We start from the raw sequence: 24,555 nt of genomic DNA, 5'->3' as shown, positions 1-24,555 counted from the left end.
GGATCCGTCTTTCCGGGTCTGTGCGGTCTTTCTGCTGTCGTTCAGCGAAGTGTAGCCCGCAGGCATAGCTGCATCATATTAGCCACCACTCTTGCCATCGGTTAGCCATCTTTCAAGGCGGTTGGTTGACTTACGTGGCTCTGTACCCCATGTGGGGGACAAGCGATGCCTTCTGCCGCGTGAGCAGTGCCAGACCCCATGATGCGGTCCGGCTGACCAAGGCCGCCGATGTTCCCAAAATCACGCGTGGGGCGAAACGCGACGGACAGGTTGTGGCATTTGGCCCCTGCCTGCGATCCGGTTTCGCGTGATCCCATGGGGCGCAATGCTGTGCCTGACAATAACGCGTGCGGGGATCTTCGTGCGCAGAAAGACAATGAATGAGCGATTTTGACATGATGGAGCTGCCAGCGAAACTGGTAGCGCGTCTGACTGAAATGGGTCTGAAAGACCCGACACCGATCCAGAAGCAAGCCATCCCCCATGCGCTGAACGGGCGTGATGTGATGGGGTTGGCCCAGACCGGCACCGGCAAGACGGCGGCCTTTGGCGTGCCGCTGGTGGCGCAGATGTTGCAAAACCCCAAGCGGCCGTCGCCCAAATCCGTGCGCGCCCTTGTGCTGGCCCCGACCCGCGAGCTGGCGCAGCAGATCATGCAGAACCTGAAAGGGTTTTGTGAAGGCACGCCGTTGAAGGCGCAGATGGTTGTCGGCGGGCAGTCGATCAACCCGCAAATCTCGCGGCTCTCCAAAGGGGTGGACATGCTGGTGGCGACTCCGGGCCGTTTGCTTGACCTGATGGACCGCCGCGCTGTGCGGCTTGAGGAAACAACCTTTCTGGTGCTGGATGAGGCGGATCAGATGCTGGACATGGGGTTCATCCATGACCTGCGCAAGATTTCCGCGGTGATCCCCAAGGAACGCCAGACGATGTTGTTTTCGGCCACCATGCCGAAGCTGATGAGTGAGATTGCCAACAGCTATCTGAAGAACCCGATCCGCATCGAAGTTTCTCCTCCGGGCAAGGCGGCGGATAAGATCACCCAAGAGGTGCATTTCATAGCCAAGGCGGAAAAGCAGTCTTTGCTGATCGAGCTTTTGGCCAAACACAAAGGTGAACGTGCGCTGGTCTTTGGGCGCACCAAACATGGGTGTGAAAAGCTGATGAAAACGCTGGTTAAGGCGGGATTTGATGCGGCCTCAATCCATGGCAACAAATCGCAGGGCCAGCGGGACCGTGCGATTGCCGGTTTCAAATCGGGGGATGTGACCGTGCTGGTGGCGACCGACGTCGCAGCACGTGGTCTGGATATTCCTGATGTGAAACATGTCTATAACTACGAGCTGCCAAATGTGCCGGACAACTATGTGCACCGCATTGGCCGGACCGCACGTGCGGGCAAGGATGGGGCTGCGGTGGCATTTTGCGCGCCCGATGAGATGGGCGAGCTGATCGCCATTCAGAAGGTCATGAAAATCCGCATCCCCGTGGCCTCTGGCCGTCCGTGGGAAGGGGCAGAGATTGAAGAAAAGCCGAAACAGTCGCGGGGCCGTGGCCGTGGTGGCCGCTCTGGCGGGCGTCCCGGCGGTGGCGGCGGTGGCGGGCAGGGTGCCGGCAAACCCGCTGGCGGCAACCGCAGACGGCGCGGTGGTGGTGGTCGGGGTAAACCCGGCGGACAACAGGCCGCTTAATAACCGACCGTAACAATGAAAAACGCGCCCCGCATCAAATGCGGGGCGCGTTTTTCATTGCGGCCATCCGGCGCGGTGTCAGTATTGCGGTCTCAGGTATAAAGCGACGGCACGCCCATCTGCGCGTGGATCTCGTTCACCTGCGCCGGTTTCATGCCAAACCCCTGCGCCAGCTCGTGCAGATATTTCGCCTCTTGCTGGGTATCCAGGTCAATGCCCAGCAGGGACATCGCATAGATTTGCCCTTCCATGCCGTTGGGTGTTTCGCGCACAAGGGCGGCCACATCAACCGGCGCTTGCAGCTGTGCCTGTACAAAGGCGGCTTCTTCCGCGTCGACATCGCCCAATTGGTCCAGCAGCTTGGTCTTTTCGCTCTCGTCAAAGGTGCCGTCGGATTTGGCGGCCTGAATCATCGCGGCCAACATCAATCCGGCAGCGGCTTCCTGCTCCTGCGAGGGTTCAATCTCCGGTTCCGGCGTTGATTCAAACTGCGAGTTCAGCACGGCACCAAAATCATGGTCATTGGATGCAGGCCGCTTTTTCGCCGCCGCACCTGCACCGGCCAAAAGACCGCCAACCCCCGCAGCGCCTGCCAGTCCACCCAGCAAACCGCCCAAACCGCCGCCTGATGAGCCGCTGCCGCTGCCCCCCAGTTGGTTCAACAAGCCGCCAAGCCCGCCAGACACCCCCCCTGTGCTGGCACCACCAGCACCGCCCAGAAGCCCGCCCAGCATGTCCTGCAGCCCGCCACCGGCACCAGTAGTTCCGCCGCTGCGGTTCTTGTCCATCAGCACCTTGGCCCCTTTGGCCATGGCCACACCAACGGCAACTTTCGCAAGGGTTTTCATCAAGCTCATCTGGTCTCTCCATCTATGATTTCCCGCAGTCTGACAGATTCTACACCGGCCACGAGGGGAAAATCAGGGGCAGCACATCATCGGCTGAAATTTTCGCATTGACGCGCGCGTCTTCTGCCGCGCTATTGGGCCGGTGGAACGCAAGGATCATATGGACGCTTTTGGCGCTGCGGCTTTGATCGCCTTCGCGTTGCATCTGGCGTTTAATCAGGTGGTGATCAAGGTCACGGCAGGTGGATTTGGGCCAGTGTTTCAGGCCGGGCTGCGCTCTGCCGGGGCGGTGGTTGTGCTTTTCCTGTGGATGCGCCTGCGCGGCGTCAGTTTTTCCGTACCGCGCGCCGCATGGGTCGGCGGGATCGCTTCGGGTCTTTTCTTTACTCTTGAATTCATTTGCCTTTTTGTCGCGCTGGACATCACAACTGTCAGCCGCGCCTCGGTGATTTTCTATTCCATGCCGGTCTGGTTGTCGCTGATCGCTCATGTGCTTTTCCCGGGGGAGCGGCTGACTCCGGTCAAGATTGCCGGGCTCGTGCTTGCCATGTCGGGGGTGGCGGTTGCGCTGGCGGATCGCAGTGGCGGCAGCGTTAGCTGGATGGGGGACTTGCTGGCGCTGACGGCTGCATTCTGCTGGGCGGCGATTGTGATCTGCGTGCGCTCCACGCCGCTGTCCACTGTACCACCGGCGCAGCAATTGATGTTTCAGGTACTGGTCTCTGCGCCGATCCTGCTGATACTGGCCCCGCTTTTCGGCCCCTTGCTGCGCGACGTCGCGCCGATCCATCTGGCCGGTCTGTTGTTTCAGATCATTGCCATCGCAAGCCTTGGGTTTCTGGTCTGGTTCTGGCTGATGAGCATCTATCCGGCATCCTCTGTTGCCTCCTTCAGCTTCTTGTCACCGGTATTCTCGGTGATCCTGGGCTGGCTGCTGCTGTCCGAGGATGTTGCCCCATCGGTCTGGGGGGCATTGGTGCTGGTGGCCAGCGGCATCTACCTGATCAACCGCAAACCGCGGGTTCACCCCTAGGTGCCACAAAAGGTGGCCGGCACGATCTCTTGCGCGGAAGGGGGATGTGAGAGGTCAGCATCGGTTTCGACATAAGGCGTGGCCAGCGCCCGCATCAGCCGCTCAAACGGGGCCATATCCCCGGCGACCGCAGCCTCGATCATCTGTTCGATCCGATGGTTGCGCGGGATTAGCGCAGGGTTCGCCGCCTGCATGACGGGTTGCGTGTCCGGCAAACCCTTGATCCGGCTTTGCCATTTCCCATGCCAGTGTTCAAAGGCGTCGCGGTTGGTGAACTGGTCCCTTGCGGCCTTGCGACCAAGTGCGCGGAAACTATTGGTGAAATCGGCCCCATCCGTCTGCATCAACCCCAACAGCTCTTCGATCAGCTCTGTGTCACCTTTTTCGGGGGCGCTGATGCCGATCTTGGCAGCAAAGCGCTTCAGCCAGTTTTCTTCCAAAAGCTTTGGCATGGCATGGACAATCTCGGTGGCTTCTTCGACTGCCGCATCGCGGTCGTCAAACAGTTGGACAAGGCTGGTGGCCAGCTGAGCCATATTCCAGACGGCAATGCCCGGCTGCGCCCCGAAGGCATAGCGCCCTTGGGAGTCGATTGAACTGAACACGCGGTTCTGATGGAAAGCATCCATAAAGGCACAGGGGCCGTAATCGATGGTTTCGCCGCTGATCGTGCAATTATCGGTGTTCATCACACCGTGGATAAATCCAACGGACATCCAATGGGTGACCAGATCAGCCTGTGCGGCACAGACCGCGCGCAGCAGGTCCATCGGGCCAGTCGCGTCAGGATAGTGGCGCTCTATGGCATAGTTGGTCAGGATGCGCAGGTTCTCAACCTCGCCGCGATGGGCAAAGACCTGAAAGGTGCCGACCCGCAGATGGCTTTGTGCCACGCGGGTCAGGATGGCACCGGGCAGGGCACCTTGTTCACGCCAGATCTGTTCGCCGGTGGACACTGCTGCAAGGGCGCGGGTGGAGGGAATACCAAGGGCATGCATCGCCTCTGACACCACATATTCGCGCAACACCGGCCCCAGCCAGGCACGGCCATCGCCCATGCGCGAATAGGGTGTGGGGCCCGATCCTTTTAACTGAATGTCGCGGCGGATGCCGTCCGTGCCAATAACCTCACCCAGCAGGATCGCCCGGCCATCGCCAAGCTGCGGATTATAGCTGCCAAACTGGTGACCGGCGTAAAGCTGTGCCAGGGGTGCGGCTCCTTGGGGTATGGAGTTACCCCCAAATGCGGTGGCAAGTTCTGCCGGATCATTCTGTTCGATGTCCAGTAGATCAGCAAGTTTGTCGTTGAATGCCAAAAGATTAGGGGATGAAACGGAAGTGGGTTTCAACCGGGAATAGAAACTTTCGGGCAGATTGGCATAGCTGTTGTCAAAAGGAATGCGCATTGGGGTCAAAGCTCTCTCGACATGAACATATATTTCTCACGCGGCGTGAAACCGGCGCGTTTGTAAAGCTTGACCGCAGCGGTGTTTTCGCGATCCACTTCAAGGTGAATGGCGCGCAGCCCGCCTTCGGCCAAGGCGCGCGGCAAGGCGATCAGGCTTTCGGTTGCAATCCCGCGGCCGCGTACGCCGGGGCGGATGTAGAGTTCGTCAAGGATCGCATCCAGCCCGCCAAATTCGATAGACCAGCCAAAGCAAACAACCAGATATCCAATCGGTGCGCGGGCTGGCCCAATCAGATAGACCGCACCATAGGGCGATCCCTCCAGCAGCGGGGCAAGGGCGTCGCGGCGGGCCTCATCGCTCTGGGTGATGCCTTCTTCAGTGTGAAAGGCAGCGCAAAGCGTGACCAGTCGGTCGAGATGCTCCGGTTTGGCAAGGGTGAGGGCGGCGCTCACAACCTTGCCAATCGGTCGGTCAACAGGGCGAAAAAGCCATCAGCATCCAGATCACCAATAAACAATGCGTTTGGCTTGCGGTCCGTCACACCCCACCAATCGGCCACGGTCATGCCCATGGTCAGCTCTGACTGGGTCTCGATTTCCACGTTGATATGGCGGCCTGAAAACAGCTCGGGTTTGATCAGATAGGCGGTGACGCAGGGATCATGCAGCGGTGCCCCCTCGGAACCGTATTTCTCCTTGTCGAACCGTTCAAAGAAATCGGTCATCTGTGCCACGGCAATGCCCACAGGCGTATCCAGTGCGCGAAACGCGTCATTGCGTTGTTTAGTGACCAATGCCTTATGTGTTACGTCAAGGGGCATAACAACAATAGGTACGCCGGATTTGAACACGATATCAGCGGCTTGTGGGTCGACGTAGATGTTGAATTCAGCCGTGGGTGTGATGTTGCCCCCCTCGAAATAGCCGCCACCCATCAGGACAATCTCGGACACGCGCGCCACAATGTCAGGGGCTTTCTCAAAGGCGGTAGCGATATTGGTCAGCGGTCCCAGGGGGCATAGCGTGATCTGGCCCGCATCATGTGTTCGAAGCTGTTCGATGATGAAATCAACCCCGTGCCCGTCGCATAGCGGCATCACCGGATCGGGCAGGTTGGGGCCGTCAAGTCCGGTCTTGCCATGGACATGTTCGGCAGTGACCAGTTCGCGGCCCAGGGGGCGGTCACATCCGGCATAAACCTTTACATCCGTTTTGCCTGCCAACTCGCAGATAATACGTGCATTTTTGGATGTGAGGTCTAACGGCACATTGCCTGCAACACAGGTGATGCCCAATAGGTCAATCTCTTCCGGGCTGGCCAGTGCCAGCAGGATCGCAACCGCGTCATCCTGTCCGGGGTCCGTGTCGATAATTACTTTGCGTGGCTGCATGATTTTATCCTCTTTGGCGCAGAGATAGGGGAAAGACAGGGTGAACAAAAGGGCGCGTCAGCCCTTGGTGGCATCGCTCCGCTCATCCGCTTTCACTGCGTTCCAGAGCGCGTCCATTTCATCAAGGTTACTTTGTGACGGGGTTTTGCCAAGGGCGGCAAGGCGTTTCTCAATCTCGCCAAAGCGTTGTTCAACCTTGCGGTTGGTGCGCCTGACAGCGGTTTCCGGGTCCACGCCAAGGTGGCGGGCAAGGTTGGCCATGACAAACAGCAGATCGCCAAATTCATCCTCCACCGCGTCAGCGTCCATGGTGTCGCGGGCCTCTACCAGTTCGCCAGCCTCTTCGACGATCTTGTCAAGCACACTTCCGGTTTCGCTCCAGTCAAACCCGACCCGTGCCAGACGTTTTTGCAGTTTCACCGCGCGGGTCATCCCGGGCAGTCCCAATGCGACTCCCTCCAGCGTGCCGCGTTGGGCTTTTCCGGCGCGTTCCTGTGCCTTGATTGCCTCCCAATCGGCGGTTTGCTGATCGGCGGATTTATCGCGGTTTTCATCGCCAAAGACATGCGGGTGGCGAGCCACCATCTTGTCCGAGATATTGCGCACCACAGAGGCAAAGGTGAAATGGCCCGCTTCCTCGCCCATGGCCGTGTGATAGACCGATTGCAATAGCAGATCGCCCAGTTCGCCTTCCAGTTCGGGCCAATCCTTTCGGGCGATGGCATCGGCAACTTCGTAAGCTTCTTCAATGGTATAGGGGGCGATGCTGTCAAAATCCTGTTCAATATCCCAGGGGCATCCGGTTTCAGGATCACGCAAGCGGCGCATGATTTCCAGCAGCCGGTCGATGCCGCCCTCGGGGTCGTTGATAAGGTCATGATTTTGGTTGCGGGCCATTGCAGCTTTGTCCTGTCTGGTGTCAGATGCACCCTGATCAACCTCACCCAAGGAGTCCAGCCCATGCCCGTGGTCAACCGCATTGCCGATTTCAGCGCCGATATGACGGCATGGCGGCAACATCTTCACACCATTCCCGAACTGGGGCTTGAGTGTCACCAGACGGCCGCTTTTGTTGCTGAACGTTTGCGTGAATTTGGTGTGGATGAGTTGCACGAAGGCATTGCCAAGACCGGTATCGTGGCGATCATCAACGGACAGGGCGCAGGGCCGACCATTGGTCTGCGCGCGGATATGGATGCTTTGCCGATCACGGAAGAGACCGGTGTGCCCTATGCCAGTACCCATGAGGGTAAGATGCATGCCTGTGGTCATGACGGGCACACGGCGATGTTGCTGGGCGCGGCGAAATATCTGGCAGAGACCCGCAATTTCGCCGGGCGTGTGGCCTTGCTGTTTCAGCCCGCGGAGGAAATCATCGGCGGTGGCGAGATCATGGTGAAGGAAGGGGTGATGGATCGGTTTGAGATTGCCCAAGTCTATGCCATCCACAATGCGCCGGGGCTGGAGTTTGGGCGTTTCCACACCACGCCGGGGCCAATCATGGCGGCGGCGGATACCTTTACGATCAACCTGACTGGCAAGGGCGGACATGGTGCGCGGCCCCATGATTGTGTTGATCCCGTTGTCGCGGCCTGTGCGATTGTGCAGTCTTTGCAAACCATTGTCAGCCGGAACACCGATCCCAAAGCACAGCTGGTGATCTCGACCACACAGATCCACACCGGCACAACCGATAATGTGATCCCCGAAGAGGTTTATATTAACGGTACAGTGCGCACCTTTGACAAAGAGGTACAGGCCATGGTGGTGCGCCGGATGCAGGCGATCGTGGATGGTCATGCGGCCAGCTATGATTTGCAGGCGGAGCTGGATTTCGAATTCGGCTATCCGCCAACGGTCAATGACGCAGAGAAGACGGATTTCGCCATTGATGTCGCGGGGGATGTCGCTGGCGAAGCTGGCGTTGAAGCGGCCTTTCCGCCCGTTATGGGAGCAGAGGATTTTTCTTATATGCTGGAGGCGCGCCCCGGTGCCTATCTGATGTTGGGGCAGGGTGAAGGCGCAGGCGTGCATCACGCGAAATACAATTTCAACGATGAGATTGCACCAATTGGCGCCTCCTTCTTTGCCCGTCTGGTAGAGCGGGCGCAGCCCGTCGCGGGGGCATAGAGGATGGCGCTGGAAGATGCAGCAACTCAGGTTGATCAGGCGTTCACCCGCGACGATCTGAAAGGCGCGAGTTTTGAGAATGCCTTTGGCGGGGCAACATCGTTCCTGCGGCGCAAATACACCAAGGATCTGACCGGCGTGGATATCGCTGTGACTGGCGTGCCTTTCGATCAAGCGGTGACCAACCGCAGCGGTACACGGCTGGGGCCGCGTGCGATCCGCGAGGCCAGCGCCCTGCAACCCTATGATCCGCCTTATGGTTGGGATTTCGATGTGCTGAGCGAATTCGCCATCGCGGATTATGGTGATCTGGCGTTTGATTACGGACATACCTCGAAGTTTCCCGCGGCCCTGACCGCCCATATCAAGGGGATTTTGGATGCGGGGGCAGCCAGTGTGACGCTGGGCGGGGATCACTATATCAGCTTTCCGATCCTCAAGGCCTATGCGGAAAAATATGGCCCAATCAGCCTGTTACAGTTTGATGCCCATTCCGATACCTGGCCCGATGATGATATGGAGCGGATTGACCACGGCACGATGTTTTACAAGGCTGTGAAATCCGGGATCGTTGATCCGCATACGTCGGTGCAGGTGGGGATCAGAACGACAAACCCCGATACTTTGGGGGTGGCCACCATTGATGCCCGCGAGGTGCATGAGCGCGGACCGCAAGCGGCGGTGATGCGGATCAAGGAGGTTCTGGGGGATCGACCTTGTTACCTGACCTTTGACATTGATGCGCTGGATCCGGCTTTTGCACCGGGTACCGGCACACCGGTCTGGGGCGGGCTGACCTCTGCGCAGGCGGTGATCATGCTGCGTGATCTTGCGGGGATCAACATTGTGGGCGGAGATATCGTCGAGGTGTCACCGCCGTTTGACACAACCGGGGCAACCGCGATTGCGGGGGCGCATGTGGCGACCGAGATCCTCTGCCTGCTCGGACATAGGATGCGGTCAGAATGAAAATTGCGCTGACAGTCACCGAGGTTGGGATGCTGATTTATTGGGGGTTTGCATCTGTTGTTGTGCTGGGATGGGTCATCGTCGCCCCCGATGCGATGTATCCCTATTACCGGAACCCGTTGATCGTGATCTGGAACTGGTCGTTCCTGCCGATTGACATCCTGTTTGCACTTTGCGGGCTGGCCGCGAGATTTGTGCCGATGGCACCAGAGCGCGCGGTTGTTTTACAAATTGTTTCACTTACCTTGATGTTCTGCGCCGGTTTGATGGCGCTGAACTTTTGGGTCTTGCAATGTTGGTTCGACATTGCATGGTGGGCGGTCAACGCGTGGTTGGTCGTTTTGTCTCTTACCGGGCTGCTGCGTATCTTTTGCCCTTCCGAAAGGCCTTTGGCATGAGCCAGAAAAACCAACCCATCAGCGGCAATGATCTGGCACGGTTTTCCGGCCCTAACACGTTCATGCGCCTGCCGGCGGTGAATGATCTTAAAGGGCTGGATGTGGCGGTCTTGGGTATTCCGCTGGACATCGGTACTTCCTGGCGCTCCGGCACCCGGTTTGGGCCCAAGGAGGTGCGCGCGGAAAGTGCCATGTTGCGGCCCTATAATCTGGGCACCGGGGCGGCTCCCTTTGATAGTTTGCAGGTGGCGGACATCGGTGATCTGGCGATCAATACCTTTTCGTTAAGTGACAGTCTGCGCATCATTGCAGAGAGTTACGATAGTATCCTGATGTCGGATGCGATGCCTTTGGCGATTGGTGGTGATCATTCGATCACCCTGCCGATCCTGCGTGCCATGGCCAAGCGGCACGGGCCGGTGGCGCTGATCCATGTGGACGCTCATGCGGATGTGAATGACGAGATGTTTGGCGAGCGTGAATGCCATGGCACGGTGTTCCGCCGTGCATATGAGGAGGGGTTGATCCTTCCGGCCAAGACTTATCAAGTGGGGCTTCGGGGCACTGGATATTCCGCAGAGGATTTCAAAGAAGCCGCCGGTTGGGGTTTCCAACAGTTCCCCGCGCAGGAGCTTTGGGGGCGTAGCCTTGCCAGTCTGGGATCTGAAATCCGGCGCGATGTCGGGGAGGCACCGGTCTATGTCACCTATGACATCGACAGCCTTGATCCCGCCTATGCGCCCGGCACCGGTACGCCGGAAATCGGCGGTCTGACCACGCCGCAAGCCATGGAACTGATCCGGGCCCTGCGTGGGCTGAACATTGTCGGCGGCGATCTGGTAGAGGTCTCACCGCCCTATGATACTAGCGGCAATACCGCGCTGACCGGGGCGAATATTCTCTATGAGATGTTATGTGTTCTGCCCGGTGTGACATATCGCTGAGGCTCGGGCGGTTGCGCGCGCTGGAATGAGCTTATGGGCAGGATGAATCTGGGGGTGATGCCTATGGTCCTTTGGGGCATATTCTTTGTGGTTGTTGCGGCTTTGGCTTATGTGCGGCTGGCACCGGTTGATCCGCAGGACTGGCATAAACAGGCCTATCCTTCCGGCATGGGGGAAAGGCCAGGGGCAAAAAGCTTTGTCTGGCGCGAACCAGTTGAGGGGGATGGGGCAGCAAAATTCCGTCAGTTGGCCAAGATCATAAGTGCCACGCCGCGCAGCACGCTGGTGGCGGGCTCTGTCGAGGCGGGGCAAATGACCTTTGTGACCCGAACACCAATGATTGGCTTTCCTGATTACACCACCATCGGCATCTATCAGGGCCTCGTGGAAGACGGTGACATCCGTTACCTTGAGGTTTACGGGCGGTCGCGTTTCGGGCGCTCAGATCTTGGGGTGAATGGCAAGCGGATCAAGGGGTGGCTCGCTGCGCTGGAGTGAGGAGGACAGGCAACCTTCCTGCACCTCGCGCCACATCGGCACGTTCAGCGACATCTGGCATTGTGCCATGAACATGCGCCCATCAACTTGCAGACAAATTGTTTCGCCCAGTTCAATCCGGTTATGGCTGCGGTCTGTGCAATAGCAATCCACCGTCTTGCCATTGGGGTAGGTTGCATCGGCAAAAGCTGCCGTAGGGGCGGGCAGGGCCATCAGGCCCGCAAGGAGGCAAAGGCGTTTCATGCAGGTACCATAGCACGACGCGGCCCTTGACCAAAGCCCTTCTATCAGCGACAGCATCTGACCATGATACCATTGGACCGCCTTGAACAAATTTCTCAACGTTTCCAGTTTCTGGAAGCCTCCATGTCATCTGGCTCGGATGGCGCTGATTTTGCGGCCCTGGCTAAGGAATATGCGGATCTGCGCCCGGTGGTCGATCAGATCGATGCTTATATGCAATTGCTGCGCGATCTGGATGAGGCGCAGGTGATGATGGCCGATCCTGAGATGGCAGAGCTGGCGCAAGAGGAAATGCCGCGTATCAAGGCGGCTTTGCCGGAGGCGGAAGCGGCCTTGCAGGTGGCGCTTTTGCCCAAAGACGCGGCGGATGCGAAACCTGCGATGCTTGAGATCAGGCCTGGTACAGGCGGGGATGAGGCAGCCTTGTTTGCGGCAGACCTGTTGCGGATGTACCAACGCTATGCCGAAACACGCGGCTGGGGCTTTGATCTGATCGAAGAGCAGATGACCGAACTGGGCGGCGTCAAGGAAGTGGTGGCGCATATCACTGGCCAGAACGTGTTTGCGCGGCTGAAATACGAAAGCGGCGTGCACCGGGTGCAGCGGGTGCCAACCACCGAATCAGGGGGGCGCATTCATACCTCTGCGGCGACAGTGGCTGTTTTGCCTGAAGCCGAAGATGTGGACATTGAAATCAACGCCAATGACATTCGTATCGACACCATGCGCTCGTCAGGGGCAGGGGGCCAGCATGTGAACACCACCGATTCCGCGGTGCGCATCACGCATATTCCCACCGGAATCGTGGTGACCTCTTCAGAGAAGTCGCAGCACCGCAACCGGGACAAGGCGATGCAGGTTCTCAAGGCGCGGCTCTATGATCTGGAGCGGAGCCGGATGGATGATGAACGCTCTGCGGATCGCGCATCGCAGGTGGGGTCAGGGGACCGTTCAGAGCGGATCAGAACCTATAACTTCCCGCAAGGTCGCATGACCGACCATCGGATCAACCTGACGCTCTATCGGCTGGATGCGGTGATGCAGGGTGATCTGGATGAAATTGTCGATGCTTTGACCGCAGATGCACAGGCCCGGCTGATGGCCGAGATGAACGGGTGAGTACCGCCGCACAGGCCATGGCCACTGCTGCCTCACGTCTGCGCGCCGCCGGGGTGCCGGACCCTGCACGCGATGCGCGCCTGTTGTTGGCCCATGCCGCAAGTGTGGATGCGGCGCGGGTGACACTGATTGCACCCGAAGAGATCGCACCCGAAATTGCTGAAAGATATGAACAGCTTGTCGCCTTGCGGGCGGTGCGTGTACCGGTGTCGCAACTGGTCGGCGCACGGGCGTTTTATGGCCGCGAGTTCAAAATCAGCCGCGAGGTGCTCGACCCACGGCCGGAAACCGAGACGCTGATCGATCTGGCCCTTGGCGCGCCCTTCGATCGGGTGCTGGACCTTGGCACCGGATCGGGCTGCATCCTTGTGACGCTTCTGGCAGAGCGGCCTGATGCCACCGGCGTCGGGGCGGATCTGTCAGAAACCGCCTGTCTGCAAGCCAGTGCCAATGCGGTGCTGCATGAGGTCGCAGGGCGGGCAGAAATCATTCAGTCGGATTGGTTTGAGGCGGTTGCGGGGCGCTTTGATCTGATCGTGTCAAATCCGCCTTATCTGGCGGTCACGGAAATGGCGGATGTTGCGCCGGAATTGCGGGATCACGAGCCGCGGATGGCCCTGACCGACGGGCTGGATGGCTTGTCGGTCTACCGGATCATTGCAGAGAATGCGCAATCCTATCTGACGGCAAATGGCCGTGTGATGGTTGAAATCGGTTGGCAGCAAGGCACGGCGGTTTGTGACATTTTCAGCCGTGCAGGCTGGGCCAGTGTTGAGCTGGCGCATGATCTAGATGGGCGGCCCCGTGTGGTTTGTGCAGCGCAACCGGCGTGAAACTGCACTTTTTGCGCAAATTTAGCGGTTTTACCCTTGCCGTAGGGGCGTTGGCGTGGTTATTCAAAGATGTTGCAGCGGTGGATGCTTTCGGCGGTCCCGCGCGGTTTTTAACCCAACATTTTCTCGACCGATGATGCCCGCGCTTTGCGCAATCGGTCATTCTTCGCGAAACAGCACCAAAGGCTGATATCCTTTCATGAAATCCACAAGATCCCGGGGCCGGTCCAAGAACAACCGCAACCGCAGTAATAACAATCAGGGCGGCAATGTCGTCAACCGCGTCTTTGACAGCTCCGGCCCTGAAGGCAAGGTGCGTGGCACGCCAAGTCAGGTGATTGAGAAATACAACCAGCTCGCCCGCGACGCCCAGCTCTCCAATGACCGTGTTGCGGCTGAGAACTTTCAGCAGCATGCGGAACATTATCTGCGGATGCTGTCCGAAGCCCAACGTGAGATGGAAGAACGGCGCGAAGAGCAAGAGCGCCAGAACCGTGAACGTCAGGCCGAACGCGACCGTGAACGCGCCGAACGTCAGGAGCGTGAGGCCAACAATCAGGGCGGCCAGCAGCAACAGCAGGGCGGACAGCAGCCCCAGCATGGCGGTAAAGAGCCACGCGGCGGACATGCGGCGGATGGTGACCAGCCGATTGTCGAGCCAGAGGCGGAAGAAGACAGCGGTCTGGTGGATACCCCTGAAAGCAAGCCCAAGCCGAAACGCGCGCCCCGCCGCAAACCCAAGCCAAAGGCCCAGCCTGAGGCAAAGCCGGACGGCAGCGGCGACAGTGGCGATCAGCCAGAGGCAGCAGAATAACCCAAAGCCCCGCCAGAGAGCGGGGCTTTTTGTATCCGGTCTGCGGGGTTAGTCGATGGGTGGTGCTGCCAATGACCCGTCCGTGCGGTGGACATAGTGAATACGGCCTTTGTCGCGCAGGACCTGCGCGCGGGGCAGCCAGTTGTAACGGCTGTCCTGAGTTACCGGGGACCAGAAAAGCCGCCCGCCGCCGCGCCAGGGATCAATCACCACACCGTCTTTCATATTGGCCCCGGTAGGGATCAGGACGGCGGTACTGTGATCAATCAGGAACCGCGTATGTGAATTGGCAATCGCGCGGGTCACATCCAGCGTTTCAAAGCCTTCTGCCAGCAGCCGTGCCTGCATGTCTTCAGCCCAGTGATAACACAGGCCGCGTGGCTTGGTGCCTGCGTTCACCTTGCTGTTATGGATCAGCGGATGGTCCGTTATCTGATAGGTTTGCGCCAATGCAAAGGCGGTTTGATAGGAGATCCGTGCGGCACGATCTGCTTCCCGTGGGTCCACATCCGGTGACATCTGGCGCAGGCTTTGGGCAAGGGCAGTGATTTGGGGTTCCGTGGCCGTCACCGGGCCTTTGGTCGCGCAGGCCGTCAGGACCACAAGCAGAATAAAGGCTGACATCAGCCGTTTCATTTTTTCGCGACTTCGCGGGCAAGGGCGCAGAAGGCTTCCAGCGAAACTTGTTCAGCACGTTCGGTAGGTTTGATGCCCGCAGCCCGTAACCGGTCTTCCATATCCGGTGCCACACCTTTCAGCGAGGCCCGCAGCATCTTGCGCCGCTGGTTAAAACCGGCAGCGACCACACGGTTCAGGATTGCCGGATCGGCTGGAAAGCGCGGCTCCGGCAGGGCGGTCAAATGCACCACGGCGGAAGACACCTTGGGCGGCGGTGTGAAGGCTTCCGGCGGCAGGTGCAATACAATGCGCGCATCCGCCCGCCATTGGGCCAAGAGGGCCAGTCGTCCGTAAGCCTTGGACCCGGGCACCGCGACGATACGTTCCGCCACTTCGCGTTGAAACATCAAGGTCAGGCTTTGCCAGAAGGGTGGCCATTCGGCCGGTGTCAGCCAGCGCACCAGCAGTTCGGTGCCCACATTATAGGGCAGGTTGGCGGCCACCCGGATCGGCGGTGTGAGATGTTCCAGCGGGTTGATCTCAAGGGCGTCGCCCTCCATCACCGTCAGCTTGCCGTCATAGGCACTGCTGATTTCTGCCAGCGCGGGCAGGCAGCGGGGGTCTTTCTCGATCGCCAGCACATGGCGCGCCCCTTCGGCCAGCAATCCACGGGTCAGCCCGCCGGGGCCGGGGCCGATTTCAAGCACATCACAGCCGGTCAGGTTCCCCGCCTGTCGCGCGATTTTCGCAGTCAGGTTCAGATCCAGCAGAAAATTCTGCCCCAGTGATTTGCGCGCCGACAGCCCATGGGTAGCAATGACCTCGCGCAGGGGCGGTAAGGTGTCGATGGCGCTCATCGGTTCTGCCCCAAACGATGTGCCATGCGGATTGCCTCTATCATGCTGGTGGGGTTGGCGATCCCTTTGCCGGCGATGTCAAAGGCGGTGCCGTGATCAGGCGAGGTGCGGATAAAGGGCAGGCCCAGCGTGACGTTGACACCTTTGTCAAAATCCAGCGTCTTGATCGGGATCAGCGCCTGATCGTGATACATACAGATCGCGGCGTCGTAACGGGCGCGGGCAGCGGCATGGAACATCGTGTCAGCAGGCAGCGGGCCGGTCAGGCCATACCCTTCGCCCTGCATCTGCGTGACCAGATCGTTGATCCAGCTGCGTTCCTGCATGCCCATGGTGCCGCCTTCGCCCGCATGCGGGTTCAATCCGGCAATGGCAAGGCGCGGCGCGGCAATGCCAAACAGGTCGCGCAGACCGGCATGGGTGATTTCGATCACATGACGCAGGGTCCGCGGGGTCAATTGCAGCGGCACCTGATCCAGCGCGATGTGGATGGTGGCAGGCACCACACGCAACTGGTCCGAGGCCAGCATCATCACCACATCATCTACACCGGCCAGCGCGGCCAGATATTCCGTATGCCCGGGATGGGAAAAACCTGCGCCGTCTTTCAGGGCTTTTTTGTGGATCGGCGCGGTACAGAGCGCAAGAGCATGCCCGTCCTGCACCAGTGCCACACCACGGGCGATCATCTCGATCACCTGCGGGGCATGGACCGGGTCCGCGACACCCGGTTGACGTGGCCTGCCAAAATCCTGTGCCAGCACGGGCAGGGCGTCGGGGCTGGGGTCAGCGGCTTCGCTGGCATGGTTCACAAGCCTGTGCGGCGTGCCTTCGGGCAGATGGCGCGGATCGCCGAGCCAAAGCATCGGCACCTCATGTGCCAGCGCAGCAAAGGCGGCGGCGGCGACCTCGGGTCCGATGCCGGCAGGTTCGCCGCAGGAAATCGCGACCGGCAGTGCGGGGCGGCTCATTGCATCAAGATATGCGCATCGGCGCGCAGCTGCTCCATGTAGAGGTTCGCAAACCCCTGCAATTTGCGCTGGCGCAGGGCGCTGATCACATCTTCGCGGCTGGCTTCGGCATTGGCGGCGGCGGTGCGGTTGCACAGCATCAGAAACACCAGTGTTTCGCCATTTGCACGGGTCAGGGCCGTTGAGACCTCGCCATTGTCCAGCTTGGCCAGTTCAAAGGCGATGTCCTGCGGGATCTCGGCCGGGGCCTTGGCTCCGCGTTCCAGCACCTCTTCCGGCTGGCCTTTGGCGATGGCGTAAAGATCATCACAGGTGTCAACCTCGCCGCGCAAACGTGCAGCCTGTGCCAATGTCGCCTCAGAGCGGCCACCGGCCATGTAATAGGCGGCATATTCAATCTCTGAATACACTTTGGCCGGTTTGCCGCTTTCCTCAATGCCGCGCAGCTGGAACAGGGCAACGGCGTTGGGGATTGGCAGCGGTGCTGTAACCTCACCAGGGGCAAGGGCCAGCAGCAAAGGGTGCAGCGATGGCGGCAGCTGTTCCAGCTGCGTCCAGGGCATGCGCCCGCCGCGCCCACGTGATGCGGTGGCGGAATATTGTGCGGCGTAGCGAGAGAATTCAGCCTCTGATTGGGACTGTGCGATGCGTTCGGCCAATGCCATCACCTGTGTGGCGCGCTGTGGCGGGGCAGGGATGATGATTTCGGATAACAGAACGCGCAGCCCGGAGCCGGTGGAACGCGTGTTGCCGAGGGCACGTTTGATTTCATCCTCAGAGACAGCGGCCTGACGGGAATAGCGGGCCCGGATCAGCTCGCGCCAGCCCAGCGAATTGGCCACAAAATCCCGCAGGGTTTCACGCGACACGCCGGATTGTTCCAGCGCCTTGGTGAATTCAGGCAGGGTCAGATTGGCGCGGGAGGCAAATTCGCTCAGCCCCTCGTTCAGCCCTTCATCGGTTAGGGCGATCCCGGCCTGTGCTACGGCGACCGCGCGCAGCCGGTCATCAATCAACCCTTGCAAAGCTGTGTCGCGATCCGACCCCGGCGCGTTTAGCAACTGCAAAAACCGCTGACGCTGCTGCACTTCAAATTCGGTGACCACCGTGTCGTTGATACGGGCGGCGGGGGCGAACAGGTTTTGTGCCTGCGCCATCTGGCCGCCAAGAACAATCGCGCCTGCAAGGGCAAGGCCCCGAAACACTGCTGAGAATTTCATCTGTATCACCTTTTACATGAGCGATTATATTTTTGGTTGCCCGCCGTGGCTGAAAAGCCCCTTAGGCCCACGTTAAACCCCAAACTTGTCGTAGGCTCAACCGCCGTTGACGAAGAATAGCTGCGCGCCACCGAGAGATCGACGTTGACGCATTCATTGGTGTAGCTGACGCCAAGGCCCGCTGTTGCGGCACGATCGTCTGCCACGTTAAAGCGCCAGTCAGCTTTGACTTCCCAATTGTTGTTGATTTCATACCGCCCGGCCAAGAGGATTTCCGAAACCGCTTCATCACGGTCTTCAGCAGCATCTTCGTCCAGCCATACATAGCTGCCAGCAAGTGATCCGCGTTTGAAACCCCAGTTGCCGCGCAATTCCGCTTTGGCAAAATGTAGATCTTTGTCAAACAGGCTGCGTCCAGACAGGGACAGCCCGTTTGGGGTCACAATCTGTGCCGCAAACAGGATATTGGACGACACGCCACCCAAGCCGGTGGTGATCGAGAAGTCAGGGTCGCTGTCGCTGCGAAACACCTGACCCAGTGAAATATGGCTGTCCCAGCCTTGCGGGTTGATCCGTGACCAGTTCAAGCCAACTGCCGCTACGGTGCCGCGTTCGCGCCGGTCCGGGCGGGGAAACCGTGACAGGGACAACAGGTTGCCTTCGTCAAATTCCACCCGCGTGCTTTCATCGTTGGGCACATTCAGACGGCGTCCCCGGGTCCAGCCGATTTGTGCAACAGGTTCCAGCAGCTGTGTCACACCGCCACCTTCGCGGCGCAGCATGGGATAGCGCAGCGCCAAGGCAGCCACGGGTACGATGTCGGAATGGTTCTGCGCAAAAGAAGCATCCTGCGTGATGTCAAAGAAGTTAAAGCTGACACCGGTGCGCAGATCCGCAACCAGCCCGTTGTTCCACGTAAAGCGACGGCGCCAATCCGCCTGTCCGTGCAGCCGCGCCACATCACGCCCATCCGTCACCAGATCTGCGTCTGGTCCATCGGTATCGCGATCCGAGTTGCGCCGATGCGCATGGGCTTGCAGACGCAGGCGCAGTTCGCCCCCTACAGTTTGTGGGAAAATGCGCCGTTCATATTCCCCGTCCAGCACCACCGTGGGGAGGTTGTCGTTGATGTCATCTGCCCGCAGACTTTCAAAGTTGTAGAAGCTGGCGCGGATAAATTCGTCGCGCCGTGCGCGGCTGGCGGTGATCTGGCTTTCCAGCCGGTCTTCGACAAAATACCCGTATTCGTTCAGGTAGGCGCGGTCGGTGGTGGTTTCGATATCAAAATCCAGCTTGAAATCGCGCTCCAGATCGAAATCGCCGCGCCCGAATACATAGCCGCGCTGCTTTCCGGGCCGCTGGTCGTCACGGGTATAGGCCCCGTCAAAGGTGATGCGCCCCCGTCGAAAGGCTTGCCGATAGCGGAATTCAAGCGTGCGGGTGACACTGGACAGATAGGGCGTCAGAGTCAGGTCGCGGTGATCACCGAGTTTGATAAAATACGGGATTTTCAGCCCGGTGCCTAATTGAGACGTGGTGCGGGTGGAGGGCACCAGAAAACCTGTCGCACGTTCCAGACCGGGGCCGGGCAAGCGCAGGCGCGGCACATAAAACACCGGCATGTTCAGAATGCGAAACTGTGCCTGATCGAAATAGAGCTGATCTTCGAGCTGGTCGTGGATCACCCGTTTGGCACGGATCTGCCACAGCGGGGCGCTGCCGTCGTCACAGACTTTACAGGAGGTTACGGAGACTTTCGACAGCTGGCTATAGCGCCCCTCAACCCTGTCCACCTGTGCGGCGGCCAGTTGCAACTGCTGGTTCAGGATCAACCGTGCACCGGTCAGAATACCGTTGCGCATATCCGCGTCCAGCTGACCGGCATCGGCAAAAATCAGGGTCTCGCCGCCATCTGTCAGGGTGATCGGCCCCACGATGGTCAGGCTGCCGTCATTCTGATTATAGCGAACGGACTTCGCGCGAAGCCGGGTGCCATTCTGAAAGGCCTCGACGTTGCCTTGTGCAACCAAGGTGCGGTCGCTTTCAATAAACACCTCATCTGCGATTAGAATGGCCGCATTTGATTGGGTTTCCTGTGCCCGGAGCGCCACCGGCGATGACAGGGTGACAGGAAGTGACAGGGTGAGGGCAATCAACAGGGTCCGCAGCATCACCCGTCCTCCACATGTAGTAACAGACCAAGCGCAAGCAGCACCGAGGCCACAGGCGGTGCCCAGGCAGCCAATAAAACCGGGATCTGGCCGTTTTCACCCAGAATTTGCGCAAAGCTGCGGATGAAATAGAGCCCAAAGCCCAGCAGTACCGCCATCAGCACGGCCACGCCGGTGCCGCCAAAGCGGGTGTGACGCATGGTAAAGGCGCTGGCCACCAGCACCATCGCCATCAGGAACAGCGGGCGGGCAAATTCGGTTTGCAGCCAAACCTCGTGGCGGCGCGCAGAGAACCCGGCCTGTTTGAGCTGGCCGATGAAGGTCGGCAGATCATAAATCGACACGGCAGCCGGTTTGCCGATGCTTTCCCGAATACGTTCCAGAGTCAGTGAGGATGGAAGCTGCAGATCGTCGAAATACTGCGCGTTGGCTTCGGCATTGACACCGGGGGTCAACGGCCATGATTTGACACCCTGTAAAGACCAGGCACCCTCGATCAATGCCGCACTTGCAGCTTCGATCCGCCGCACGGGTCCGTTTTCCATGTCATAGGAGATAAAGGTCACCTCATAGAGCACAGAGGCATCCGGGTTCGAACGCCAGGCGCGGATCACGGTTTGCCCATCCGCATTGCCCTGACGCAGCCACAGCCCTTCATCGCTGATCGACAGGGCAGATGCGCCACCCGCGCGATAGCTTTCGGAGAGTTGCAGATAGCGATTGCCGGTGGCCGCCACGATGGGGTTCAGCATGCCGACCGCCATGATGCCGATCATCAGCGCCACAAAAACCGGGGCAATCAAGGCCCGCAGGGCAGAGCGGCCTGCGGCGCGTGTCACCACCAGCTCAGACGAACGCGCCAGCGAGATGAACAGAGTGATGGTTGCCAAGATCACAATCAACGGCAGGATCAGATTGATGGTTTGCGGTGCATTCAGAAAGGTCAGCCCCAAAATTCGCTGCCACCCCAAATCAAGCCCGCTGAATTTGCGCGCCTGTTCCACACCATCCACCAGCATGACCAGAGCAAACAGGACGCTGCATATCATCAAAAAGGCGAGCATGAAGCGGCGGGCGAAATAGACGTGTAGAATCATGGTGCTGCACGCCTCCGTCGCATGTTGTTCAGCCAGCTGGGATTGGCCACATGCCACAGCATCGCCACAACCATCATGCCGCCGACAAGCGAGGGCAGGTAAAGCAGCGGCCAGCGGCTGGCGTCCTCGCGTACAGTGTCCACCAGCGCGCCGCGCATGCCGTCAATGGCGATCAGCAGGGCAAAGGCGATGGCAATTTCGCGCCAGACGCCAAAACGTGAAAACCCGCCCACCAGTAAGGTGGCATAGCCGACTAGGGCCGCAATGATACAAAACAGCGGTTGGGCAAACCTTGCATGCAGCTCTTCGGCAATGACGCCCTTGGCATCACCGGTCAGGGTCGAGACCACGTCCCAATCTGCCATCAACCGTGGTGAGATGAGGTTGGAGGCGGTTTGCGACCCATCCGTGCTTTGGTTCACAAGGGCAGAGATATCAAAGGAAAAATCGCGGAATTTCGCGGTGGCCAAACGGGTATCGGATTTGTTCAACCGCTGGGCGAGACCATCCACCATGATCAGGGTTGTACCAGCCCCGTTACGCACCAGATAGGCTTCGGCGGCGGTATAGATCACCCCTTCAGCCGGATTGCGCCGGTCTGACAGGAAAACATCGCGCAGCACCCCGCTGGAATCGATCACGCGGGTGTAGAAGGTGACGTTTTGCGTGGGATGCAGGAATTGCCCTTCACGCAGCAAGCTGGCGGTGACGTTCTGCGAAATCTCGTTTTCACGCTGGGTCAGTTCGGCCTGTGCCATAGGCACCAGAAAATGGCTGAGCACACTCATCATCGCCGCGACACAAAGCCCGTAGATCAACACCGGCCGCGCCAGTCGCCAGGGGCTGGATCCGGTGGATTGCAACACGGTCAACTCTGATTCCGAGGCCATCCGATTGGTGACATAGACCGCGCCGGCAAAGGTGGCGATGGGCAGGACGGTGGTAATCAGCTTGGGCAGGCCAAGGGCGGTGAACTCAAGGAAAACAAGCGCGGATTGCCCATCGCCGATCAGTCGGTCAAACAGGACCACAGCCCGGTTGATCCAGAACAGGGCAACCAGAACAAGGGCGAAAAAGCCAAAGAGCAGCAAAAGCTGTGACAGCATATAGCGGTCTAGTCGTGCCACTCGTTCCTCCCCAAAGGTTCATTTGGCGCCAAACAGATTGATTTGGTCTGTTTTGACGCAATCATTAAAGCAAAATATGGGCGGGGAAAACTGCTAACTGGTCATGGGTGGCCCTTCACGCTAGGTCTTGTGTGAAATCGCAAACAAAGGCCCATCTCATGACTGCTCTCACCCCGATCACCTTTACCGCCACCGACATTGACCAGATCGCCACGCAGGAAGGCCGCGTCGCCATTTTTGTGGCCCCAGAGGGTCCTTTGGACGCAGGCGCGCGGCGGGTCAACAAGCTGACGCGCGGGGCGGTGCAGCGGTTGATGGACGGGCAGAAATTCGCCAAATCCAAGCCGGGTGAGGCCTTCTCTTTGGCCTTTCCCGTAGGCATGGCCGCAGAGGCGGTGGACATCGTGCATCTGCCGCGGCGCACGGATGTGCAGGAGGCGCGCAAGGCCGGGGCGGCACTGGCGAAACTGCGTGGGCGGGCAGAGCTTTTGTTGATTGCCGCCAATATGAAATACGTGGCCGAGGTCTGTTTTGGTCTGGTGATGCGGGACTACGGGTTTGACGATCACAAAACCGAGGCAAAAGAGCGCAGCGGCGCGGTGGTCGTGATGTGCAACAAGCCGGAGGAGGCCGAAGTTGCAGCCGCGCCCTTGCTGGCGATTGCGCAAGGCGCGTTTATGACCCGCGATCTGACCAACGCACCAGCGAATGTGCTGACCACAACAGAGTTTGCCGATCAACTGGCCGCGATGACCAAGCTGGGCCTGAAAGTCGAGGTTCTGGAAGAGGACCAGCTGGCCAAGCTGGGCATGCGCACCTTGCTGTCTGTGGGGCAGGGGTCGGACAGCCCGTCTAAGGTGGTTGTCATGGAATGGAACGGCGGGGCGAAGGATGACGCGCCTTTGGCGCTGGTCGGCAAAGGGGTGGTGTTTGACAGCGGCGGCATCAGCCTGAAACCTGCGGCGGGCATGGAAGACATGACCATGGATATGGGCGGCGCTGGTGTTGTGGCCGGGGTCATGCGGTCGCTGGCGCTGCGCGGTGCCAAGGCAAATGTTGTCGGGCTGGTCGGTCTGGTTGAGAACATGCCGTCGGGCAATGCTACACGTCCGGGTGATGTTGTGACCTCTATGAAAGGCGACACGGTTGAGGTGATCAACACGGATGCCGAGGGGCGTTTGGTGCTCTGTGATGTGATGTGGTACGCGCAGGACCGGTTTGAACCGGCGGCGATGATTGATCTGGCAACGCTGACAGGCGCGATTATTGTCGGGCTGGGACATGAAAATGCTGGCGTGTTTTCCAATGACGACAGCCTGTGTAATGCGTTTTTGAAAGCGGCAGAGGCCGAGGGCGAAGGCGCATGGCGCATGCCGATGGGGTCGGGCTATGACGCGCTGCTGAAAAGCCGGATTGCGGATATGAAGAACATTGGCGGGCGGGCTGCGGGATCTGTCACCGCGGCGCAGTTCCTCAAACGGTTTGTGAAGGAGGGCACCCCGTGGATTCACCTTGATATTGCCGGTGTGGCCTCGGTCAAATCGGAAACCGCATTGGCACCAGCAGGGGCCACCGGCTGGGGGGTGGCGGCGTTGAACCGCCTTGTGCGCGACCGGTTTGAAAAAGGATAGGCGCGATGGGGGCGGCCTATTTCTACCATCTGACGCGCCGGCCACTGGTCGAGACCCTGCGGATGTTGCTTTCCAAATCGATGGAGAATGACTGGACCGTGGCGGTGCGCGGCACCGATATGCAAGCGCTGGCGGATCTGGATCGGGTGTTGTGGCAGGGGCCAGAGGAAGAGTTCCTGCCCCATGCCATGGCAGGGGGCGATGATGATGCCTTGCAACCGGTTTTGCTGACCACGGCGGACGTGGCGGCAAATGCACCGGATTGCGTGATGTCGGTGCATGGCGCAGCGGTCACGGCAGAGGAGGTCGCGGCGTTGCAGCGGGTTTGCGTGTTGTTTGACGGCGAAGACGAGGCCGCGCTGAACGTTGCGCGGGGCCAGTGGAAGGCACTGAAGGACGCAGGGGCATCGGCGCAATATTGGTCAGAGGAATCAGGGCGTTGGGAGAAGAAGGCCGAGACTTGAGGGGGGCTGGATAAAAGTTATCTTGCCCGTTCGGCAGTGACGTCAGGGCCCGACCTCTGCCAATGCGCGCGGATTTTCAC

25 protein-coding genes are annotated in these 24,555 nt (G+C 59.5%); 12 read left to right on the top strand and 13 right to left on the bottom strand.

Going from position 1 to position 24,555, the window contains the following annotated elements; genetic code table 11:
- Nucleotides 1–380 precede the first annotated feature (380 nt).
- Nucleotides 381–1,691: a DEAD/DEAH box helicase gene (locus QQL78_RS08185; protein WP_284372351.1), complete on the top strand. Its 1,311-nt coding sequence runs from the start codon at nucleotides 381–383 to the stop codon at nucleotides 1,689–1,691.
- 92 nt (nucleotides 1,692–1,783) lie between these two features.
- Here QQL78_RS08185 and QQL78_RS08180 read toward each other — a convergent pair whose 3' ends face one another.
- Nucleotides 1,784–2,548 (bottom strand): DUF533 domain-containing protein, encoded by a 765-nt coding sequence (locus tag QQL78_RS08180; protein WP_284372349.1) that lies wholly within the window; start codon nucleotides 2,546–2,548, stop codon nucleotides 1,784–1,786.
- Between the two features lie 133 nt (nucleotides 2,549–2,681).
- Between QQL78_RS08180 and QQL78_RS08175 the strand changes: the two genes are divergently transcribed.
- Nucleotides 2,682–3,572 carry a DMT family transporter gene (locus QQL78_RS08175; RefSeq protein ID WP_284372347.1) on the top strand — a complete coding sequence of 297 codons (891 nt, stop codon included), beginning with the start codon at nucleotides 2,682–2,684 and terminating at the stop codon, nucleotides 3,570–3,572.
- Here QQL78_RS08175 and QQL78_RS08170 read toward each other — a convergent pair.
- Genes QQL78_RS08170 through mazG form a run of 4 tightly spaced genes read right to left on the bottom strand, consistent with a single transcriptional unit; the run spans nucleotide 3,569 to nucleotide 7,268 of the window.
- On the bottom strand, nucleotides 3,569–4,978 hold the full coding sequence (locus QQL78_RS08170) for a protein adenylyltransferase SelO (RefSeq protein WP_284372345.1): 1,410 nt from the start codon (nucleotides 4,976–4,978) through the stop codon (nucleotides 3,569–3,571). The two genes, QQL78_RS08175 and QQL78_RS08170, sit on opposite strands and share 4 nt — an antisense overlap.
- A gap of 5 nt (nucleotides 4,979–4,983) precedes the next feature.
- Nucleotides 4,984–5,433 carry a GNAT family N-acetyltransferase gene (locus QQL78_RS08165; protein WP_284372343.1) on the bottom strand — a complete coding sequence of 150 codons (450 nt, stop codon included), beginning with the start codon at nucleotides 5,431–5,433 and terminating at the stop codon, nucleotides 4,984–4,986.
- Nucleotides 5,430–6,371: a nucleoside hydrolase gene (locus QQL78_RS08160; protein ID WP_284372341.1), complete on the bottom strand. Its 942-nt coding sequence runs from the start codon at nucleotides 6,369–6,371 to the stop codon at nucleotides 5,430–5,432. The genes QQL78_RS08165 and QQL78_RS08160 overlap by 4 nt, the downstream gene beginning before the upstream one ends.
- Before the next feature lie 57 nt (nucleotides 6,372–6,428).
- On the bottom strand, nucleotides 6,429–7,268 hold the full coding sequence (mazG, locus tag QQL78_RS08155; RefSeq protein ID WP_284372339.1) for a nucleoside triphosphate pyrophosphohydrolase: 840 nt from the start codon (nucleotides 7,266–7,268) through the stop codon (nucleotides 6,429–6,431).
- Between the two features lie 63 nt (nucleotides 7,269–7,331).
- Between mazG and QQL78_RS08150 the strand changes: the two genes are divergently transcribed.
- From QQL78_RS08150 to QQL78_RS08130, 5 genes are read left to right on the top strand one after another with little or no spacing between them, the layout of a single operon-like run.
- Nucleotides 7,332–8,501, top strand: a complete 1,170-nt coding sequence (locus tag QQL78_RS08150) for a M20 aminoacylase family protein (protein WP_284372337.1) — start codon at nucleotides 7,332–7,334, stop codon at nucleotides 8,499–8,501.
- Nucleotides 8,502–8,504: 3 nt separating this feature from the next.
- A complete protein-coding gene (gene speB, locus QQL78_RS08145) occupies nucleotides 8,505–9,470 on the top strand; it encodes an agmatinase (protein WP_284372335.1) in 966 nt (321 codons plus the stop codon).
- Complete coding sequence (locus tag QQL78_RS08140) at nucleotides 9,467–9,868, top strand: DUF5360 family protein (RefSeq protein ID WP_284372333.1); 402 nt, start codon at nucleotides 9,467–9,469, stop codon at nucleotides 9,866–9,868. The genes speB (QQL78_RS08145) and QQL78_RS08140 overlap by 4 nt, the downstream gene beginning before the upstream one ends.
- Nucleotides 9,865–10,812: an agmatinase gene (gene speB, locus QQL78_RS08135; protein ID WP_284372331.1), complete on the top strand. Its 948-nt coding sequence runs from the start codon at nucleotides 9,865–9,867 to the stop codon at nucleotides 10,810–10,812. Before QQL78_RS08140 ends, speB (QQL78_RS08135) begins: the two co-directional genes overlap by 4 nt.
- Nucleotides 10,813–10,845: 33 nt before the next feature.
- Entirely contained in the window at nucleotides 10,846–11,310 is a 465-nt protein-coding gene (locus QQL78_RS08130) for a DUF1499 domain-containing protein (RefSeq protein WP_284372329.1), read from the top strand.
- Here the strand turns inward: QQL78_RS08130 and QQL78_RS08125 are convergent.
- Nucleotides 11,254–11,553, bottom strand: coding sequence for a hypothetical protein (locus QQL78_RS08125; RefSeq protein WP_284372327.1), 300 nt, complete (start codon nucleotides 11,551–11,553; stop codon nucleotides 11,254–11,256). The genes QQL78_RS08130 and QQL78_RS08125 overlap by 57 nt on opposite strands.
- A gap of 63 nt (nucleotides 11,554–11,616) precedes the next feature.
- On the opposite strand from QQL78_RS08125, the gene prfA reads away from it, so the two are divergent.
- From prfA to QQL78_RS08110, 3 genes are all read left to right on the top strand, one after another.
- Nucleotides 11,617–12,672, top strand: a complete 1,056-nt coding sequence (prfA, locus tag QQL78_RS08120) for a peptide chain release factor 1 (RefSeq protein WP_284372325.1) — start codon at nucleotides 11,617–11,619, stop codon at nucleotides 12,670–12,672.
- Between the two features lie 17 nt (nucleotides 12,673–12,689).
- On the top strand, nucleotides 12,690–13,505 hold the full coding sequence (prmC, locus tag QQL78_RS08115) for a peptide chain release factor N(5)-glutamine methyltransferase (protein WP_284375497.1): 816 nt from the start codon (nucleotides 12,690–12,692) through the stop codon (nucleotides 13,503–13,505).
- Nucleotides 13,506–13,704: 199 nt separating this feature from the next.
- A complete protein-coding gene (locus QQL78_RS08110; protein WP_284372323.1) occupies nucleotides 13,705–14,319 on the top strand; it encodes a DUF4167 domain-containing protein in 615 nt (204 codons plus the stop codon).
- Nucleotides 14,320–14,367: 48 nt separating this feature from the next.
- Here QQL78_RS08110 and QQL78_RS08105 read toward each other — a convergent pair whose 3' ends face one another.
- From QQL78_RS08105 to lptF, 7 genes are read right to left on the bottom strand one after another with little or no spacing between them, the layout of a single operon-like run.
- Nucleotides 14,368–14,943, bottom strand: a complete 576-nt coding sequence (locus QQL78_RS08105; protein WP_284372321.1) for a hypothetical protein — start codon at nucleotides 14,941–14,943, stop codon at nucleotides 14,368–14,370.
- An 8-nt stretch (nucleotides 14,944–14,951) separates the two neighbouring features.
- Nucleotides 14,952–15,794 carry a 16S rRNA (adenine(1518)-N(6)/adenine(1519)-N(6))-dimethyltransferase RsmA gene (gene rsmA / locus QQL78_RS08100; protein WP_284372319.1) on the bottom strand — a complete coding sequence of 281 codons (843 nt, stop codon included), beginning with the start codon at nucleotides 15,792–15,794 and terminating at the stop codon, nucleotides 14,952–14,954.
- Entirely contained in the window at nucleotides 15,791–16,765 is a 975-nt protein-coding gene (gene pdxA / locus QQL78_RS08095) for a 4-hydroxythreonine-4-phosphate dehydrogenase PdxA (RefSeq protein ID WP_284372317.1), read from the bottom strand. The genes rsmA and pdxA overlap by 4 nt, the downstream gene beginning before the upstream one ends.
- Complete coding sequence (locus QQL78_RS08090) at nucleotides 16,762–17,985, bottom strand: peptidylprolyl isomerase (RefSeq protein WP_284372315.1); 1,224 nt, start codon at nucleotides 17,983–17,985, stop codon at nucleotides 16,762–16,764. Before QQL78_RS08090 ends, pdxA begins: the two co-directional genes overlap by 4 nt.
- A 5-nt stretch (nucleotides 17,986–17,990) precedes the next feature.
- Nucleotides 17,991–20,156 carry an LPS-assembly protein LptD gene (locus tag QQL78_RS08085; RefSeq protein ID WP_284372313.1) on the bottom strand — a complete coding sequence of 722 codons (2,166 nt, stop codon included), beginning with the start codon at nucleotides 20,154–20,156 and terminating at the stop codon, nucleotides 17,991–17,993.
- The gene (lptG, locus tag QQL78_RS08080) at nucleotides 20,156–21,253 is read right to left on the bottom strand and encodes an LPS export ABC transporter permease LptG (RefSeq protein ID WP_284372311.1); all 1,098 of its coding nucleotides are present in this window, start codon (nucleotides 21,251–21,253) and stop codon (nucleotides 20,156–20,158) included. The genes QQL78_RS08085 and lptG overlap by 1 nt, the downstream gene beginning before the upstream one ends.
- On the bottom strand, nucleotides 21,250–22,380 hold the full coding sequence (gene lptF / locus QQL78_RS08075) for an LPS export ABC transporter permease LptF (RefSeq protein ID WP_284372310.1): 1,131 nt from the start codon (nucleotides 22,378–22,380) through the stop codon (nucleotides 21,250–21,252). The genes lptG and lptF overlap by 4 nt, the downstream gene beginning before the upstream one ends.
- A gap of 158 nt (nucleotides 22,381–22,538) precedes the next feature.
- Here lptF and QQL78_RS08070 point away from each other — a divergent pair, with 158 nt between their 5' ends.
- Complete coding sequence (locus QQL78_RS08070; protein ID WP_284372308.1) at nucleotides 22,539–24,011, top strand: leucyl aminopeptidase; 1,473 nt, start codon at nucleotides 22,539–22,541, stop codon at nucleotides 24,009–24,011.
- Nucleotides 24,012–24,016: 5 nt separating this feature from the next.
- Nucleotides 24,017–24,475, top strand: coding sequence for a DNA polymerase III subunit chi (locus QQL78_RS08065; RefSeq protein WP_284372306.1), 459 nt, complete (start codon nucleotides 24,017–24,019; stop codon nucleotides 24,473–24,475).
- Nucleotides 24,476–24,555 lie beyond the last annotated feature (80 nt).

Source organism: Sulfitobacter pacificus (genome assembly GCF_030159975.1).
Taxonomy (GTDB): Bacteria; Pseudomonadota; Alphaproteobacteria; order Rhodobacterales; family Rhodobacteraceae; genus Sulfitobacter; species Sulfitobacter pacificus.
The sequence above is the reverse complement of the archived record's forward strand: the minus strand, read 5'-3'. Positions and strand labels throughout refer to the sequence as shown.